The following is a 16,249-nucleotide window of genomic DNA, read 5'->3' as shown; positions in this document are numbered from 1 at the left end:
TCTGAGCTTGTCTCTGTAAGGAGGAAAACATGAGTATCAAAGTTATTATTGCTGGTTTTAAAGGAAAAATGGGCCAAGCAGCCTATAAAATGGTGACAGAAGATCCTGAATTAGAATTAGTTGGACTACTGGATCCTTTTACGGATGAAAAAGAAGTGGCTGGTGTTCCTGTCTTCAATGCCAAGGAAGAATTGGCTGGGCTGGAAGCCCATGTCTGGGTTGATTTTACAACCCCAAAAGTAGCTTATGACAATACTCGCTTCGCTCTAGACCAGGGATTTTGCCCAGTGGTCGGAACTACAGGTTTTACTCCAGAACAGTTGGAAGAGTTAATCACATTGTCTAGGGAAAAGGAGCTGGGCGGATTGATTGCTCCGAATTTTGCTTTGGGAGCTGTTTTGCTGATGCAGTTTGCAGCACAGGCATCCAAGTATTTCCCGAATGTAGAAATCATTGAGCTGCATCATGACCAGAAAAAGGACGCACCGAGCGGGACGGCTATCAAGACAGCTGAGCTCATCAGCCAAGTAAGACCGAGCAAGCAGCAGGGAGCTGCTGATGAGGAAGAATCTATAGCTGGCGCTCGTGGAGCTGATTTCGACGGCATGCGTATTCACTCGGTTCGCTTGCCTGGTCTGGTTGCCCATCAGGAAGTAATCTTTGGCAGTCAGGGAGAGGGATTGACCCTGCGGCATGATTCCTATGACCGTGCTTCCTTTATGACAGGAGTTAATCTCGCCATTAAAGAAGTTGTCAAACGCTCAGAATTAGTCTATGGATTGGAACATTTACTATGAGATTAGAAACTCTGCCTTCTGAATTTCAGGAGGCTTTGCCAGTATTAGAGAAGATAAAAGCGGCTGGCTTTGAAGCTTATTTTGTTGGCGGTTCTGTTCGAGATGCCCTTTTGCAGCGACCTATTCACGATGTGGATATAGCTAGCTCTAGCTATCCTGAGGAAACCAAGCGTATCTTTGACCGGACAGTTGATGTTGGGATTGAGCATGGAACCGTCTTGGTTCTGGAAAATAACCATGAATACGAAGTGACGACTTTCCGGACCGAGGATGTCTATGTGGACTACCGCAGACCCAGCAAGGTTTCTTTTGTACGATCTTTGGAAGAAGATCTCAAGCGGCGCGATTTCACCATCAATGCTCTGGCTTTGGATGAAAACGGTCAAGTCATCGATCTTTTCCAAGGATTGGATGATTTGGAAAATCGGATTTTGCAGGCTGTTGGAACTGCTGCAGAGCGCTTTAATGAAGATGCTCTACGCATCATGCGAGGCTTTCGTTTTCAAGCAGCCTTGGATTTTGACCTGGAGCAAGATACTTTTGCAGCAATGAAGGATTGTGCTCCCTTGCTGGAAAAGATTTCAGTTGAACGAATTTTTATCGAGTTTGACAAGCTCTTGCTGGCTCCGTTTTGGCGCAAGGGCTTAGAAGCACTCTTGACAAGCGGTGCTATAGAATTTTTGCCAGATTTGAAGGGAAGCAGAGCTAAGTTAGAACGGCTTTTTGACTTGGCTTCAGATTTTCGTTTTTCAGCATCCGAGCAGGCTTGGTCAGCCCTTTTACTGGCCTTGGATGTGCAAAATGTCAAAGGATTTCTAAAAAAATGGAAGACCTCTCGTGAATTTGCCAAGAAAGTAGAAGATTTGGTTGAGATTGCGGCCATTCGCTCAGAACGAGACTTGACCAAGCGAGACTGCTATGACTATGATATTGACTTATTGATACAAGCAGAAGAGCTTCGGGAGGCGCAAGGTTTGGCAGTGGATTTCTCTGCGATTCAGAATCTTGATGCCAGTCTGACTATTCATAGTAAGCAGGAAATGGTGGTCAACGGCGGCATGCTAATGCAGGATTTCGGATTTAAGCCCGGACCAAAACTTGGCCAAATTTTGAAAGAGTTGGAATACGCTATTGTAGACGGCCACTTACCTAATAAGCTAGAGGCCATTTACGCCTATATTGAGGAGAAGAAATGAGCGATTTTATCGTTGACAAGCTAACCAAATCAGTAGGTGATAAGACTGTTTTTCGGGATATTTCCTTTATCATTCATGACTTAGACCGGATTGGTCTGATTGGTGTCAATGGAACTGGAAAGACAACGCTGCTGGATGTATTGTCGGGCAAGTCGGGCTTTGACGGAGATGTCAGCCCTTTTTCTGCTAAGACAGGCTATAAGATTGCTTATCTGACTCAGGAGCCTGATTTTGATGAGGAGCAGACGGTGCTTGACACCGTTTTGTCCAGTGATTTACGGGAAATGCAGTTAATTCGAGAGTATGAGTTGCTCCTGACAGCTTATGATGAAAGTCAGCAGTCTAGACTAGAAGCAGTTATGGCCGAGATGGACTCGCTGCACGCTTGGGAAATCGAAAGTCAGGTCAAGACGGTTCTGTCCAAGCTTGGTCTGACTAATCTGTCACTTAAGGTTGGTCAGTTATCAGGAGGCCTTCGTCGCCGAGTTCAGCTAGCCCAGGTCCTCTTAGGTGATGCCGATTTGCTCTTGCTGGACGAGCCGACCAACCATCTAGATATTGATACTATTGAATGGCTGACGCATTTCTTAAAAAACTCTAAGAAGACCGTCCTTTTCATCACCCACGACCGCTATTTCTTGGATAATATTTCGACGCGGATTTTTGAGTTAGATGGCGGTAGCTTGATTGAATACCAAGGAAATTATCAAGACTATGTCCGTCTCAAGGCGGAGCAGGATGAGCGGGATGCGGCCTTGCTTCACAAAAAACAGCAGTTATACAAGCAGGAGCTTTCTTGGATGCGGCGGCAGCCTCAGGCTCGGGCAACCAAGCAACAGGCTCGGATCAATCGTTTCCATGACCTCAAGAAAGATTTGGCAGACCAGACGACTGACAGCAATCTGGAAATGAATTTTGAAACCAGTCGTATCGGTAAGAAAGTCATCGAGTTTCAAAATGTAGACTTTGCTTATGACCAGAAGCTTATTCTCTCTCAGTTCAGTCTTTTGATCCAGAACAAGGACCGTATTGGGATCGTCGGAGATAACGGTGTCGGCAAGTCGACCTTGCTCAATCTGATTGCCGGTAAACTTCAGCCTCAGGCTGGCCAGCTTATTGTAGGAGAGACAGTCCGAGTGGCCTATTTCTCTCAGCAGATTGAGGGCTTGGATGAGTCTAAGCGAGTCATTAATTACCTGCAAGAAGTGGCTGAGGAGGTCAAGATAGGCGGTGGAACGACTTCCATTGCAGAACTCTTGGAGCAGTTTCTTTTTCCTCGTTCTACTCATGGGACTTTAATCGAAAAGCTTTCTGGCGGAGAGAAAAAGCGCCTTTATCTGCTCAAGCTTCTTTTGGAAAAGCCTAATGTCTTGCTTCTTGATGAGCCGACCAATGATTTGGATATTGCGACTCTGACGGTCTTGGAAAACTTTCTGCAAGGCTTTGCAGGCCCAGTCATTACAGTCAGCCATGACCGTTATTTCCTAGACAAGGTAGCCAGCAAGATTTTGGCTTTTGAGAATGGGGATATCAGAGAGTTTTTCGGAAATTATACAGATTACTTAGACGAAAAAGCCTTTCTGGCAGAACGCTCTGCTATTTCTCAAAAGACTGAAAAGGAAAAATCTACCAAGGTGCGCGAGGAGAAAAAGCGCATGACCTACTTTGAAAAGCAGGAGTGGGAGTCCATTGAGGCCGATATCGAGGCGCTGGAGGAGCGGATTTCTGAGATTGAAACGGCCATGCAGGAGAATGGCTCTGACTTTGCTCGCCTGTCTCAACTCCAGCAAGAACTGGATGAGCAGAACGAGAAACTGCTGGAAAAATACGAGCGCTATGAATACCTAAGTGGGTTAGACGGATGAAAGAAGTAGTGTTTAGGCAGAAATCTAAACGGAGGCATCTATGAAACTAAGATTGGAAAATACCAACTCAAAGAAGACACAAGAATTGGGAAATTTAATCAGATCCTACAATCGCTCTAAGAGAGAGTCCTCCAAAAGTGAACCTCTTAACATCTATGTGGAAGATGAACATGGAAATTTGCTGGCTGGTATTGCGGCCGAAACTTTTGGTAATTGGCTGGAGATTGAGTATTTGTATGTGAACGAGGATTTGCGAGGACAAGGCATAGGCTCAAAAATACTGTGTAGGGCTGAACAAGAAGCCAGAGAAAGGAAATGCAAATATTCATTTGTAGACACGTATCAGTTTCAAGCCCCGGATTTTTATAAGAAGCACGGCTATACAGAAGTGTTTGCGCTGAAAGACTATCCTTATACTGGTGAAAGATATTATTATACAAAAGACCTGTGAGTTTACTTTGGGAATAAAGAAGAATTCGATTTTCACTTTTCTTTATGCAAACCTTTTCCTTACTGAAAAAATCTGATATAATGATGATAAATAAAACACAGAGGAGAACATCATGTCGAAAAAAATAATCGGAATTGACCTTGGTGGAACATCTATTAAGTTTGCTATTTTGACTTCAGAAGGCGAAATTCAGGAAAAATGGTCCATTAAAACCAATGTTTTGGACGAAGGTAGCCACATCGTAGAGGATATGATTGAGTCAATCCTGCATCGTTTGGACTTGCTTCAGCTTTCAGCAGAGGATTTTATCGGAATTGGTATGGGATCGCCAGGAGTTGTTGACCGAAAAAAGGGCACTGTTATTGGTGCTTACAACCTCAATTGGAAGACGCTGCAGCCGGTCAAGGATAAGATTGAAAAAGCGACTGGGATTCCTTTCTATATTGACAATGATGCTAATGTTGCTGCTTTGGGTGAACGCTGGATGGGAGCTGGAGAAAACCAGCCTGATGTAGTCTTTATGACACTGGGTACAGGTGTTGGTGGAGGAATTGTTGCAGAAGGTAAGCTCTTGCATGGACTTGCTGGAGCAGCAGGAGAGTTGGGCCACATCACTGTTGACTTCGATCAGCCGATTCAATGTACCTGTGGCAAGAAAGGCTGCCTAGAGACTGTTGCATCTGCGACTGGTATTGTTAATTTGACTCGTCGCTATGCTGATGAGTATGCTGGTGATGCTGAGCTGAAAAAACTGATTGACAACGGTGAAGATGTCAATGCAAAAGTTGTCTTTGACTTGGCGAAAGAGGGCGATGAGCTGGCTCTGATTGTCTATCGCAATTTCGCTCGCTATCTAGGTATTGCCTGTGCCAATATCGGCTCTATCCTAAATCCATCTACAATCGTTATCGGAGGTGGCGTATCAGCTGCGGGTGACTTCTTACTTGATGGTGTGCGCAAGGTTTATGAAGAGAATAGCTTCCCGCAGGTTCGTACTTCAACCAAGTTGGCCTTGGCTACTCTTGGAAATGATGCTGGTGTTATCGGGGCAGCTTCATTGGTCTTACAATAATTCAACAAGTATGCTTCATTTGTTCTCCTGCAGAAAGGTCTGTAGGAGAATTTTTATGGAAAATTTGCTATACTAGAAAAAGCTCACTGAACGAAGGAGAAATCATGACGCTAGCAGATACGATTTTCAAAGAGAATATTAAAAAAATTATGGAGCAGGGTGTTTTTTCTGAAAATGCCCGTCCGCGCTACAAGGATGGAAATGTGGCCAATTCCAAATATATCACTGGTTCTTTTACGGAATATGATTTGAGCAAGGGAGAATTCCCAATCACGACTCTGCGCCCTATTGCTATCAAGTCAGCCATCAAGGAAGTTCTTTGGATCTATCAAGACCAGTCCAATAGCCTGGAGTTGCTCAATGACAAGTATCATGTTCACTACTGGAATGACTGGGAAGTTGGCGATACAGGTACTATTGGCCAGCGCTACGGAGCTGTTGTCAAGAAGCACAATATTATCCATAAAATTCTTCAACAGTTGGAAGCCAATCCTTGGAACCGTCGCAATATCATCTCTCTCTGGGATTATGAAGCTTTTGAAGAGAGTGACGGCCTGCTTCCATGCGCTTTTCAAACCATGTTTGACGTTCGGCGTGTAGATGGAGACATTTATCTGGATGCGACTCTGACTCAGCGCTCAAATGATATGTTGGTTGCTCACCACATTAATGCTATGCAGTATGTGGCTCTGCAGATGATGATTGCCAAGCATTTTGGCTGGAAGGTCGGCAAGTTCTTTTACTTTATCAATAACTTGCACATCTATGACAACCAGTTCGAGCAGGCGGAGGAGCTATTGCGTCGGGAACCTAGCGACTGTCACCCTAGGCTTGTGTTAAATGTGCCGGATGGAACCAATTTCTTTGATATCAAAGCAGAAGATTTTGAGTTGCTGGACTATAATCCCGTTAAACCTCAGCTGAAGTTCGATTTGGCTATTTAACGATTTTGATAAGTGTATGCGAAAACGGCCAACCTCTGCAAAAGTTCTGCTTGAATCATACTTTAAACATGCCTTTTTACAGCAAATTTGATAGAATAGAGTTACTAATACAAAGGATAAAAGGATGACAAAGAAGATTATTGCCATTTGGGCTCAGGCAGAGGATGGTCTGATTGGAAAAGACAAGGTCATGCCCTGGCATCTCCCGGCAGAATTGCAGCATTTTAAGGCAACGACGACTGGACATGCTATTTTGATGGGGCGTGTGACCTTTGATGGTTTGCAGCGTCGCGTTTTGCCAAATCGGATTAGTCTGATTTTGAGCAGGGACAAGAACTATCAAGTTGACAATGAGAATGTCCTGTTGTTCAGCAATGTGGAAGATGTCTTGGATTGGTACCACAAGCAAGATAGAAACTTGTATATTATTGGCGGAGCGCAGATTATCAGGGCTTTTGAGCCGTATTTGGAAGAATTGATTCAGACTCAGATTGCTGCTAAGCTGGAAGGAGATACCTATTTCCCTGAGACATTTGACTGGGCTCCTTATCAGGAAGTTAGCAGTGAATTTCATGCCAAAGATGAAAAGAATCCTTATGATTTTACTATAAAAAGATACCGAAGGAAGGACTCGTAAGAATGGAACGTAGTATTTTTGGTTTTTTTACGGCCTTTTTATGTGTCATTTGTCTTATTTGTGCCGTTCAAACCTTTCGGAAAAAGCGGTTTGGACTGGCAGCTTTATTTTTGCTGAATGCTTTTACAAACTTGGTAAATTCCATTCATGCATTTTATATGACACTTTTTTAACATGTACGAAAGAAAATAAATAGATTTAGAATTTTAGAATTGGAGTAAACAATGCCTACAAGTCGTAATGATGATATGATGGTTTTTTGTTCTTTCTGTGGGAAGAACCAAGATGAGGTGCAGAAAATTATTGCTGGTAACAATGCCTTCATCTGTAATGAATGTGTGGAACTGGCACAGGAGATCATCCGTGAAGAGTTGGCCGAGGAAGTGCTGGCAGATCTGTCTGAGGTACCAAAACCTCAGGAGCTGCTGAACATCTTGAACCACTATGTTATCGGGCAAGACCGAGCTAAGCGTGCCTTGGCAGTAGCGGTCTATAATCACTACAAGCGTATTAACTACCATGACAGCCGTGAAGAAGAAGATGTGGAACTGCAAAAGTCAAATATTTTGATGATTGGCCCAACCGGATCTGGTAAAACCTTCTTGGCGCAGACTCTGGCTCGCAGCCTCAATGTGCCTTTCGCCATTGCGGACGCAACAGCTTTGACTGAAGCTGGTTATGTCGGAGAAGATGTTGAAAATATCCTGCTCAAGCTTTTGCAGGCGGCTGACTTTAATATTGAGCGTGCGGAACGTGGCATTATCTATGTCGATGAGATTGACAAGATTGCTAAGAAAGGTGAGAACGTCTCAATTACTCGTGATGTTTCAGGTGAAGGGGTTCAACAAGCTCTGCTGAAGATTATCGAAGGAACAGTAGCGAGTGTACCGCCGCAAGGTGGACGCAAGCATCCCCAGCAGGAAATGATTCAAGTTGATACTAAGAACATTCTCTTCATCGTTGGCGGTGCTTTTGACGGTATCGAAGAAATCGTAAAACAGCGTCTGGGTGAGAAAATCATTGGTTTCGGTCAGAACAACCGAGCAATCGACGAAGATAGTTCCTACATGCAGGAAATTATCTCAGAAGACGTTCAAAAGTTTGGGATTATTCCTGAGTTGATTGGCCGTTTGCCTGTTTTTGCTGCTCTGGAGCAGCTGACAGTTGATGATTTGGTCCGGATTCTGAAAGAGCCTAGAAATGCACTTATCAAGCAATATCAGGCACTTCTATCTTATGATGATGTTAAACTTGAATTTGACGAGGATGCTCTGCAGGAGATTGCCAATAAAGCGATTGAACGTAAAACAGGTGCTCGCGGTCTTCGCTCTATCATTGAAGAAACTATGATGGATGTCATGTTTGAAGTTCCGAGTCAGGAAAATGTCAAACTTGTCCGCATTACCAAAGAAGCAGTAGATGGAACAGATAAGCCTATTCTAGAAACTGCCTAACGAGGTGCTTATGGAAATCAATACCCACAACGCAGAGATTTTGCTGAGTGCAGCCAATAAATCGCATTACCCTCAAGACGATATTCCAGAGATTGCCTTAGCCGGCCGCTCCAACGTTGGAAAGTCCAGCTTCATCAATACACTGCTTAATCGCAAGAATTTAGCGCGAACTTCTGGAAAACCTGGAAAAACTCAGCTGTTAAATTTTTTCAACATTGATGATAAGCTGCGTTTTGTCGATGTGCCAGGTTATGGCTATGCCCGTGTTTCCAAAAAAGAGCGTGAAAAATGGGGCCGGATGATTGAGGAATATCTGACCAGTCGTGAAAATCTCAGAGCGGTTGTCAGCCTTGTTGATCTTCGTCATGATCCGAGCGCAGATGATGTGCAAATGTATGAATTTCTGAGATATTATAACATTCCAGTTATTCTAGTAGCGACCAAAGCTGATAAAATCCCTCGCGGAAAATGGAATAAGCACGAGTCAGCTATTAAGAAAAAACTGGACTTTGACAAAAATGATGATTTCATTCTTTTTTCCTCAGTCACCAAGGATGGCTTAGATGCTGCTTGGGATGCGATTTTGTCAAAAATTTAATAATGCGAATTAAATCCAACTCGTTTTTGAGTTGGATTTTTTGAAATAAAACGAAAAATGTCATATACTTGTAAATTATCAATAGTGTTTTTTTAATCTTTAGTATGTTACAATGGTATCATTAACATCTTATTCAGGAGAAGTGCTGTGAAAAAGAGAATTTCAAAAAAAGGTAAGAGAATCCTTTCAGCTTTATTCATCATGACGACGACGATTGCTGTTGGTTTCGTCTTGGCAAAGCATATTAATCCTGCTAGTGCCAATAATAGCGACCAGCAGCCTATGAATCAAACAGACTATTTCATCTCACAAATCGGTGAGCCAGCGCGTCAGTTGGGACAGGACAACGATCTTTATGCCTCTGTTATGATTGCACAGGCTATTTTGGAAAGTGGTTCAGGACAGTCTGGTCTGTCTGGTGAGCCTCATTATAACCTTTTCGGTATCAAAGGTCACTATGATGGCCAATCTGCTAATATGGAGACTTGGGAAGATGATGGAGAGGGAAATGCCTACACCATCAACGATAGTTTCCGTTCATATCCTAGCTATGTAGAGTCTCTGCAAGACTATGTTGCAGTGCTCAAGCAAGGCCATTTTGCAGGTGCATGGAAGAGCAATGCGCCAACCTATCAGGATGCAACAGCTGCCCTAACCGGTGTCTATGCGACAGATACTAGCTATAATGCTAAATTGAATTATATTATTGAAAAATATGATTTGACTCGCTTTGATTCGCCACTCTCTGAGTCTGGTGCTGGCTATATCGTTTACAATCCTTATCGTCAGCAATATACTACTCAGGATATCTTGGACGTCGATACTGCCTGGGCGAATAGATCTTAATGTAGAAAATAAAAAAGAGGGAGACCTCTTTTTATATTTAATCGTAGATTTCAGGAGTATTTCATGGGAAAATTTAAAGATTTGCTTGAAAAGCAAGAAATTATTATTTTAGATGGAGCCTTAGGTACAGAGTTGGAAAGCCTGAGTTATGATGTATCTGGTAAGCTTTGGTCAGCTCAATACCTATTAGACCAGCCTCGGATTATTCAGGATGTGCATGAAAGCTATGTGAGAGCTGGCAGTGATATCATCACTACGTCCAGTTATCAGGCCAGCATTCCAGCATTTATAGAGGCAGGACTAACTCCTGAAAAGGGTTATGATCTTTTAAAAGAGACAGTCTTCTTAGCACAAAAGGCAATCGAAAATGTCTGGACAGGATTATCTCCTGAAGAGCAGAAACAGAGACCTTGTCCTCTAGTTGCAGGCTCGGTAGGGCCTTATGCCGCCTATTTAGCTGATGGTTCGGAGTATACGGGAAACTACCAGCTGAGTGAAGAAGAATATCGAGATTTTCACCGTCCGCGTATCCAAGCTTTACTAGAAGCTGGGAGTGACTTGCTGGCTATTGAAACGATTCCAAATGGAGTAGAAGCGGCAGCTATCCTCCGACTTTTAGCTGAGGAATTTCCGCAGGCTGAGGCTTATTTGTCCTTTGTCGCCCAGTCGGAGAATGCCATATCAGATGGCACTAAAATTGAGGAATTAGGAAACTTGGCTCAAGAAAGCCCACAAGTCTTGGCAGTTGGTTTTAACTGTACAGCTCCACATTTAATTGCTTCTTTATTAGGTGAGCTTGGACAAGTGTGCAACAAACCTTTTCTGACTTATCCTAACTCTGGCGAAACTTATAATGGCTTGACCAAGACATGGCATGATGATCCAGAGCAGGAGCGGAGCTTGCTGGAAAATAGTAAACTTTGGCAAAATCAAGGTGTACGGCTTTTTGGCGGTTGCTGCCGAACACGGCCAGAAGATATTGCTCAGTTAGCAAAAGGATTTAAGGGTTGAAAAGTTATTTTTCAATCCTTTTTTAGAAAATTTAAAAAGGTTCTCGAAAACGCTATCAAAAGAAAGAACTTTGTGATATACTATACATAGTTTAAATTAATAGGAGAATTTTTTATGCCTGAATCGACATTTATCCCGAAAATTGAAGCAGCTTGCCGCAAGAAAGAAGCATTGTTTGATACAAGCAAGGCCAAGTACGCTGTTCGTTCCATCTTTGCTGGAGCTTTCCTAACCTTTAGTACTGGTGCTGGAGCTATTGCAGCAGATTTGACGAATAAGATCGTTCCTGGAACTGGGCGCTTTCTCTTTCCTTTCATCTTTGCTTGGGGATTGGCTTACATTGTCTTTCTAAATGCAGAATTGGTGACTTCCAACATGATGTTTCTGACTGCTGGTACCTTTTTGAAGAAGATTGACTGGAAAAAAGCCTTGATGATTTTGCTTTATTGTACCTTTTTCAATCTGATTGGCGCCTTGATTGCCGGCTGGCTCTTTGCTAACTCGGCTGCTTATGCAGGGCTTAGCAAAGAAAGTTTCATTTCTGGTGTTGTGCAGATGAAGCTTGCTCGATCTAATGAGCTGATTCTGCTCGAGGGAGTCTTGGCCAATATCTTTGTTAATATCGCTATTCTTTCCTTCGTTTTGGTCAAGGATAGTACAGCTAAGCTCTTCTTAGTTATATCAGCGATTTATATGTTTGTATTCCTAACCAACGAACACTTGGCAGCCAACTTTGCTTCCTTTGCTATCGTGAAATTCAGCTCAGCAGCAGCGGAAGTGCAAAATTTTGGTATTGGAAATATCCTGCGTCACTGGGGCGTAACCTTTATCGGTAACCTCATCGGTGGTGGTCTACTCATAGGTTTGCCATACGCTTGGTTTAATAAAAAGGAAGAACATTACGTAGATTAAAATGCAGCCTTGGGGCTGTATTTTTTTGAAAAAATATTTGGATTTTACACTTTAAAGTTCTAATTTAAACCAAGTGTAAATTCCTTTCAGTTCTTTAGTACGATCTTTGACTAACTTTCTAGTCTCTTTTTTAATGTTCATTGCCTATCAATCTCTAATATCTAAGCAAAACAGTTGACAGAATTATCGAAGTTTGTTAAATTAATTTGGTATATTATGTAATCAAAAGGAGATGTTATGAATAAGATTACTATTCAGTCACCAGATGGAATAAAAGTCAAAACCTTGTCACCATCCTACTCTATTACAACGTTACTATTTAGTTTTTTTGTCCCGCTTTTTCGAAAGGACTGGAAATACTTTGGTATTATTTTAGGTTCTTTCTGCGCTTTGCTTGTTATTGCTGTGCTTTTCATTCCAGAAGATTTGTTAAAGCCAACTGGAACAGCCTTTAATTTCTTTTGGACTTTTTTCTATAATCGTTTTTGGATAAAAGATCGTGTTTTCAAAGATGGATGGCTGCCTGCAGATGAAGAAAGCAGAAGTCTACTTAAAAAGACTTTTCCTAATATGTCATAAAACTACTGAAATAAATTTTTTCTATGATAAACAAAGTTAAATACACAAGAGGGGGGATGCGATATAAAAGGAGATAAAGAATTGAGTTTAGGAGGAACTGAGGGAAGTGGGAAAAAGATTTGAGTTTTCGCCGCTTAGAGCTAGAATTTTGATGATGATTGGTCCAGTAATAAGTGCTATCTTCTTTGGTTTATATTCGTGTAGTTTTATTTATTATACATTAAAAGAAGGATTATCATTTTGGCTAGATATGATTCGTGATAATTTTATGTTTATTCTTTTCTTTATTTGGATCCATATGAGTTTAGTCGAGTCTATCTATAGAATGATAAAAAATAATCTTTTATTAAACAGCAATATTCAGGAATTGAGAGGTTGTTACCCTGAGCTTGAAGATAGCTGGGACTATCTCAACGATGCGGACTACCTTGACAAAGATTTGCAAGTTTTGGTTTATGGCGATCATCTCATTTGTTACAGGACATTTGATATTGCCTACCTACCAGAATGTTCTAAGATAGGTGCATTTATGAAGGCGTCTGTTTTTCGTCTTTCCCGTTTTCGTGAGGTAAGACGAGTTCATTTTTCTGCATGGTACCTTGATGGCAGTGAATCTGAACTCCGGACAGATGAGTTGCGAAAGTTTATTGGAATGAATCAGAAAGCTCATAAAGACGCCTTATTTGACTATATAAGAGAGAACTTTGATTATATTGAACTCGAAACATACGACTAAGGGAAAGAAGTAGATATTAGTCAAGTAAGAAATTTGCGGGATAGAAATATTAAATTCAAAAAGATTGCTTAAAAGACTTGCAATCTTTTTTTTCTTTTGCTATAATTATCAATGGTTTGAAAAAACTGCCTAAGACAGTAGGGGAGCTCGACTCATAAAGATCCTACCGAGGACAAAACGTATCATGTAAAAAGAAGCGTATTGTACTTTCGTGTCTAGGTTTGGGCGCGTTTTTCTTTTGGAAAATTCCCCAAGCAAAATAATTACGGAGGTGAAACACTAAATGAGTGAAGCTATTATTGCTAAAAAAGCGGAACTGGTTGACGCAGTTGCTGAGAAAATGAAAGCTGCTGCATCTATCGTCGTTGTGGACGCTCGTGGTTTGACTGTTGAGCAAGATACCGTTCTTCGTCGTGAGCTTCGTGGAAGCGAAGTTGAGTACAAAGTTATCAAAAACTCAATCTTGCGTCGTGCAGCTGAAAAAGCTGGACTTGAAGACTTGGCATCTGTTTTTGTTGGACCGTCTGCAGTAGCATTTTCTAACGAAGATGTTGTTGCTCCAGCGAAAATCTTGAACGACTTTGCTAAGAACGCTGATGCACTTGAAATTAAAGGTGGTGCAATTGAAGGCGCTGTCGCATCAAAAGAAGAGATTCTTGCACTTGCAACTCTTCCAAACCGCGAAGGACTTCTTTCTATGCTCCTTTCTGTACTTCAAGCGCCAGTTCGCAACGTTGCACTTGCTGTCAAAGCAGTTGCAGAAAACAAAGAAGACGCAGCTTAATCTTAAGCTACGCAGCGTAGCCTAGCTACGAAAAAAATATTATAAATTTAAAAATTATTTGGAGGAAATAACAATGGCATTGAACATTGAAAACATTATTGCTGAAATTAAAGAAGCTTCAATCCTTGAATTGAACGACCTTGTAAAAGCTATCGAAGAAGAATTTGGTGTAACTGCGGCTGCTCCTGTAGCTGTAGCTGCTGCTGGTGCTGGTGAAGCTGCCGCTGCTAAAGATTCATTTGACGTTGAATTGACTGCAGCTGGTGACAAGAAAGTCGGCGTTATCAAAGTTGTACGCGAAATCACTGGTCTTGGCCTTAAAGAAGCTAAAGAACTTGTTGATGGTGCACCAAACGTTATCAAAGAAGGCGTTGCTGCAGCAGAAGCTGAAGAACTTAAAGCTAAATTGGAAGAAGCTGGTGCTTCTGTTACTCTTAAATAATAGAGTTTCCAATCATAGAAATCAACCAAGTCGAAAGACTTGGTTTTTATTTTGGGTTTATTAATTTTATTATATTTGTTATACTGGAGTTATAATAAAGCTTAGGAGTATTGATCGTGAATATAACACAAGCAGAATTTGGTATATTAGGTGACAAAAATAAGCGAATTTTTGATGAATATTTAAGTGTTTCTGGAAATGATAAGAGTTTTCCAGAAAAAAAGAAAGCAGAGCTTGGCTTCTATTTTAACATTTTTAGATCTCAGCATGATATATCGTTAAAAGATATTCCCGACTACATTATTGATGGCGATTTTAATCGCGAAATCTTAGGAGAGAATAATGACGATCTTGGAATTGATGCTTACTATGTAGACGAGGAGAATGGAATAATATATCTTTATAATTTTAAATATAGACATGAATTCAATATTAATAGCCAAATGAACCCAAAAGTATTATCGGATGTTTCTAGTTTTCTAGGTGCATTAAAGATACTAAAGGAGAAAAATAGGGAACACAAACTATCAAAATATGACTTACAAAAATACTCTAGGAAAACCGCTGGTGTTTTAGAGGAATTAGCTGGCATACTTGCTGAAATAGGAGCTACGTTTAAAATTTACTTGGTTTTTGTTTCCAATAATATGAAACAGTTGTCAGTTAAAAGTGATGAAAAAAAATATTTGTTAAAGTGTGGAGTAAATAATTTTTCTGAATTTACCTTACCCACTATTTATACTGAATGGTTTGGTAAACCAGAGTTTAATACGCAAATAATCATTGATAATTCAGAAATGATAAGTTATAAAATTAATAAACTACAGAATACATATATTTTTCCGATATCAATCATTGATTTAGTAGGAATTACAGATGAGGAAGAAACTAACCGCGATAATTATAAGAGAAAAGATAGCGAATGGGATCCTAAATTTAATGATCAAATTATAGAGAAAAATGTTCGAAGATATCTAGGGAGAAAAAAATCGAAGTACAATGAAAGTATAGTCAAGACGTTACAAACAGAACCTGAGCTTTTCTTTCTATATAACAATGGCATTACTATAATTGTTGATGATACAGAAATTATTGAAGAATTTTCAGATTCTAAACGTTATAATTTGAAAAATTTACAAATTGTAAATGGAGGCCAAACGGTTCGTGCGGTCTATGATTTTATAAAATCACAAACTACTAATTGGTTTGAGAGTTTAAAAAATGCTAAGGTATTAATTAAACTTGTTAAAGTTGATAATGATAAAGTTAGGTCTGAGAAAATTGCAGAATATACAAATAGCCAAAATCCAATATCCAATATAGATTTAAGAAGCAATGATAATGTTCAAATTAGGTTAGAAACTTTCTTTAATCAAAATAATTATGGATATAATAGAAAAGTTGGAGATTTAGATGCTTCTTATACTGATTATCCTGAAACATTAGAGATGGTAAAACTTGGACAGTTGCTCTTTTCTAAAAATGGCTATCCACACATGGCTTCAAATACTCGGAGTAAAATCTTCGGAACGGAATATGAGAAAATATTTTCAGTCGAAAATATTTTAGAACAATCTTTAGAGTTATTTAAGTTATTCCTAGATATTAAAAAGAATTATAATGAGTTGTCTGACAAATATGTTTATTCAGATCAAAAAGCATTTTATATAATTTATTTGTTAAAAAATTCTAAAAGAAGGAAAATTCCTAATACAATCAAATTTTTAGAACAAACAATAAAAGGTTTTGATAATAATGGTATTGTTATTGCTGACTCTCGAAAACTTATTAAAGCTGACTTTAAGATGTACTTAGATAAAAAAGCCAATATTAAAAAGTAAGTTTAGTAGTTTGGCCATAAGCCAAAAGAAATTCAATGTTAGCAATCTATTAACCTTTCCAATCATAGAAATCAACCAAGTCGA

General features: G+C 40.3%; 17 protein-coding genes and 1 other annotated feature. All 17 genes read left to right on the top strand.

Annotation, left to right across the window (positions count from 1 at the left end; all coding sequences use genetic code 11):
- Window positions 1–29: 29 nt before the first annotated feature.
- The 17 genes from dapB (at window position 30) to FOC72_RS04955 (ending at window position 16,165) form a co-directional block, all read left to right on the top strand.
- Window positions 30–797 (top strand): 4-hydroxy-tetrahydrodipicolinate reductase, encoded by a 768-nt coding sequence (gene dapB, locus FOC72_RS05035; RefSeq protein WP_002895592.1) that lies wholly within the window; start codon window positions 30–32, stop codon window positions 795–797.
- The gene (locus FOC72_RS05030; protein ID WP_002895590.1) at window positions 794–1,993 is read left to right on the top strand and encodes a CCA tRNA nucleotidyltransferase; all 1,200 of its coding nucleotides are present in this window, start codon (window positions 794–796) and stop codon (window positions 1,991–1,993) included. The genes dapB and FOC72_RS05030 overlap by 4 nt, the downstream gene beginning before the upstream one ends.
- The gene (locus tag FOC72_RS05025; RefSeq protein WP_002895589.1) at window positions 1,990–3,858 is read left to right on the top strand and encodes an ABC-F family ATP-binding cassette domain-containing protein; all 1,869 of its coding nucleotides are present in this window, start codon (window positions 1,990–1,992) and stop codon (window positions 3,856–3,858) included. Before FOC72_RS05030 ends, FOC72_RS05025 begins: the two co-directional genes overlap by 4 nt.
- 40 nt (window positions 3,859–3,898) lie before the next feature.
- Entirely contained in the window at window positions 3,899–4,309 is a 411-nt protein-coding gene (locus tag FOC72_RS05020; RefSeq protein WP_002895588.1) for a GNAT family N-acetyltransferase, read from the top strand.
- 112 nt (window positions 4,310–4,421) lie between these two features.
- Window positions 4,422–5,381 (top strand): ROK family glucokinase, encoded by a 960-nt coding sequence (locus FOC72_RS05015; protein ID WP_002895587.1) that lies wholly within the window; start codon window positions 4,422–4,424, stop codon window positions 5,379–5,381.
- Between the two features lie 104 nt (window positions 5,382–5,485).
- Complete coding sequence (locus FOC72_RS05010) at window positions 5,486–6,325, top strand: thymidylate synthase (RefSeq protein ID WP_002895586.1); 840 nt, start codon at window positions 5,486–5,488, stop codon at window positions 6,323–6,325.
- Between the two features lie 124 nt (window positions 6,326–6,449).
- The gene (locus FOC72_RS05005) at window positions 6,450–6,962 is read left to right on the top strand and encodes a dihydrofolate reductase (protein WP_002895585.1); all 513 of its coding nucleotides are present in this window, start codon (window positions 6,450–6,452) and stop codon (window positions 6,960–6,962) included.
- A 224-nt stretch (window positions 6,963–7,186) separates the two neighbouring features.
- Window positions 7,187–8,416, top strand: a complete 1,230-nt coding sequence (gene clpX, locus FOC72_RS05000) for an ATP-dependent Clp protease ATP-binding subunit ClpX (RefSeq protein WP_002895582.1) — start codon at window positions 7,187–7,189, stop codon at window positions 8,414–8,416.
- A gap of 10 nt (window positions 8,417–8,426) precedes the next feature.
- Complete coding sequence (gene yihA, locus FOC72_RS04995) at window positions 8,427–9,014, top strand: ribosome biogenesis GTP-binding protein YihA/YsxC (RefSeq protein ID WP_002895581.1); 588 nt, start codon at window positions 8,427–8,429, stop codon at window positions 9,012–9,014.
- A 147-nt stretch (window positions 9,015–9,161) separates the two neighbouring features.
- The gene (locus FOC72_RS04990; RefSeq protein ID WP_002895579.1) at window positions 9,162–9,860 is read left to right on the top strand and encodes a glucosaminidase domain-containing protein; all 699 of its coding nucleotides are present in this window, start codon (window positions 9,162–9,164) and stop codon (window positions 9,858–9,860) included.
- 63 nt (window positions 9,861–9,923) lie between these two features.
- Window positions 9,924–10,871 (top strand): homocysteine S-methyltransferase, encoded by a 948-nt coding sequence (gene mmuM, locus FOC72_RS04985; RefSeq protein WP_002895577.1) that lies wholly within the window; start codon window positions 9,924–9,926, stop codon window positions 10,869–10,871.
- A gap of 114 nt (window positions 10,872–10,985) precedes the next feature.
- A complete protein-coding gene (locus tag FOC72_RS04980) occupies window positions 10,986–11,783 on the top strand; it encodes a formate/nitrite transporter family protein (RefSeq protein WP_002895576.1) in 798 nt (265 codons plus the stop codon).
- 237 nt (window positions 11,784–12,020) lie between these two features.
- Window positions 12,021–12,362 carry a hypothetical protein gene (locus FOC72_RS04975; RefSeq protein ID WP_002895574.1) on the top strand — a complete coding sequence of 114 codons (342 nt, stop codon included), beginning with the start codon at window positions 12,021–12,023 and terminating at the stop codon, window positions 12,360–12,362.
- A gap of 106 nt (window positions 12,363–12,468) precedes the next feature.
- Window positions 12,469–13,098 carry a hypothetical protein gene (locus FOC72_RS04970; RefSeq protein WP_002895573.1) on the top strand — a complete coding sequence of 210 codons (630 nt, stop codon included), beginning with the start codon at window positions 12,469–12,471 and terminating at the stop codon, window positions 13,096–13,098.
- 110 nt (window positions 13,099–13,208) lie between these two features.
- Window positions 13,209–13,344 (top strand) — a sequence feature (ribosomal protein L10 leader region).
- A 37-nt stretch (window positions 13,345–13,381) separates the two neighbouring features.
- A complete protein-coding gene (rplJ, locus tag FOC72_RS04965; RefSeq protein WP_002895572.1) occupies window positions 13,382–13,882 on the top strand; it encodes a 50S ribosomal protein L10 in 501 nt (166 codons plus the stop codon).
- Between the two features lie 73 nt (window positions 13,883–13,955).
- Window positions 13,956–14,324, top strand: a complete 369-nt coding sequence (gene rplL, locus FOC72_RS04960) for a 50S ribosomal protein L7/L12 (RefSeq protein WP_002895571.1) — start codon at window positions 13,956–13,958, stop codon at window positions 14,322–14,324.
- A gap of 116 nt (window positions 14,325–14,440) precedes the next feature.
- Window positions 14,441–16,165 (top strand): AIPR family protein, encoded by a 1,725-nt coding sequence (locus FOC72_RS04955; RefSeq protein ID WP_002895570.1) that lies wholly within the window; start codon window positions 14,441–14,443, stop codon window positions 16,163–16,165.
- The last annotated feature ends 84 nt before the right edge of the window (window positions 16,166–16,249 follow it).

It is taken from the genome of Streptococcus sanguinis, from assembly GCF_013343115.1.
Lineage (GTDB): Bacteria > Bacillota > Bacilli > Lactobacillales > Streptococcaceae > Streptococcus > Streptococcus sanguinis_H.
Note: the sequence above shows the minus strand (reverse complement) of the source record. Positions and strands in the feature narration are given on the sequence as shown.

Coding starts and splice junctions, on each gene's coding strand:
- FOC72_RS05020 (WP_002895588.1), top strand. CDS start 3,899: ATGAAACTAAGATTGGAAAATACCAACTCAAAGAAGACACAAGAATTG.
- yihA (WP_002895581.1), top strand. CDS start 8,427: ATGGAAATCAATACCCACAACGCAGAGATTTTGCTGAGTGCAGCCAAT.
- FOC72_RS05015 (WP_002895587.1), top strand. CDS start 4,422: ATGTCGAAAAAAATAATCGGAATTGACCTTGGTGGAACATCTATTAAG.
- rplL (WP_002895571.1), top strand. CDS start 13,956: ATGGCATTGAACATTGAAAACATTATTGCTGAAATTAAAGAAGCTTCA.
- FOC72_RS05005 (WP_002895585.1), top strand. CDS start 6,450: ATGACAAAGAAGATTATTGCCATTTGGGCTCAGGCAGAGGATGGTCTG.
- FOC72_RS04975 (WP_002895574.1), top strand. CDS start 12,021: ATGAATAAGATTACTATTCAGTCACCAGATGGAATAAAAGTCAAAACC.
- FOC72_RS05010 (WP_002895586.1), top strand. CDS start 5,486: ATGACGCTAGCAGATACGATTTTCAAAGAGAATATTAAAAAAATTATG.
- mmuM (WP_002895577.1), top strand. CDS start 9,924: ATGGGAAAATTTAAAGATTTGCTTGAAAAGCAAGAAATTATTATTTTA.
- FOC72_RS05025 (WP_002895589.1), top strand. CDS start 1,990: ATGAGCGATTTTATCGTTGACAAGCTAACCAAATCAGTAGGTGATAAG.
- rplJ (WP_002895572.1), top strand. CDS start 13,382: ATGAGTGAAGCTATTATTGCTAAAAAAGCGGAACTGGTTGACGCAGTT.
- clpX (WP_002895582.1), top strand. CDS start 7,187: ATGCCTACAAGTCGTAATGATGATATGATGGTTTTTTGTTCTTTCTGT.
- dapB (WP_002895592.1), top strand. CDS start 30: ATGAGTATCAAAGTTATTATTGCTGGTTTTAAAGGAAAAATGGGCCAA.
- FOC72_RS04980 (WP_002895576.1), top strand. CDS start 10,986: ATGCCTGAATCGACATTTATCCCGAAAATTGAAGCAGCTTGCCGCAAG.
- FOC72_RS05030 (WP_002895590.1), top strand. CDS start 794: ATGAGATTAGAAACTCTGCCTTCTGAATTTCAGGAGGCTTTGCCAGTA.